The sequence below is a fragment of the Bartonella sp. MR168JLCBS genome, from assembly GCF_042194175.1.
The window spans coordinates 1-815 of the sequence record NZ_JBHIMP010000274.1 but is presented as its reverse complement, the minus strand read 5'-3'; the positions used below and the strand labels follow the sequence as shown (position 1 = coordinate 815).

At 39.1% G+C, this 815-nt stretch carries 1 protein-coding gene and 1 pseudogene; one reads left to right on the top strand and one right to left on the bottom strand.

The window, feature by feature from the left end:
• Window positions 1-158: pseudogene (locus tag ACFIK8_RS10840) on the bottom strand (cytochrome c family protein); the annotation flags it as partial.
• A gap of 106 nt (window positions 159-264) precedes the next feature.
• Between ACFIK8_RS10840 and ACFIK8_RS10835 the strand changes: the two are divergent.
• The coding region (locus ACFIK8_RS10835) for a 3-deoxy-manno-octulosonate cytidylyltransferase (protein ID WP_375669429.1) at window positions 265-815 on the top strand (551 nt) is incomplete at its 3' end.

The window sequence follows — 815 nt, the reverse complement described above, 5'->3', positions numbered from 1 at the left end:
TGTTTTTTCTTGAGCACATCACTTTTTGTAACCTTATAAGCAGGTTGAACCAATGCAGAGTGATCATAAACCATGTTGCTGAGTGTAGAAATTCCCACCAAAATAATCAGCAAAAATAGACAAGCAAAAATAAAATAGGCAACTGTCGAACGATTCATAAAAATTCAAACGTTTATATTTTCATTACTGCTTTTAGTTTAAGCTTTTTCTCTATAAAACACAATATTATAAACACATCACACACACGGCATTTGGAATTTTGCAATGGCTCTTAAACCAATTATTGTCATCCCCGCCCGTATAGGCTCAACCCGTCTCCCCCAAAAAGCTCTCGCTGAGATCGCTGGAAAGCCGATGATTGTTCATGTTGCTGAACAAGCAAAAAAAGCCGCATTGGGACGTACTATCGTTGCAACAGACCATCATGATATCGCCAAAGCCGTTATAGCTTATGGACATGAATGTATCATGACATCTAGCCATCATGAATCTGGATCTGATCGCATTTATGAAGCCTTAAACCATATTGATCCTGAACGATGCTACAATGCCATTTTGAATGTACAAGGTGACCTGCCAACGATAACTCCCCATGAAATCATCAGTGCTCTACGCCCTTTAAAAAACAGCTTAACTAATATTGCAACTTTGGGTGCCAAAATCGTGGAGAAAGATGAAAAAACAGATCCAAATGTTGTCAAAATTATTGGAACACCGCTTTCTCAAAATCGCCTTCGTGCTCTTTATTTTACCCGCGCAACAGCACCTTATGGAGATGGTCCCCTTTACCATCATATTGGGATATATGCCTATCG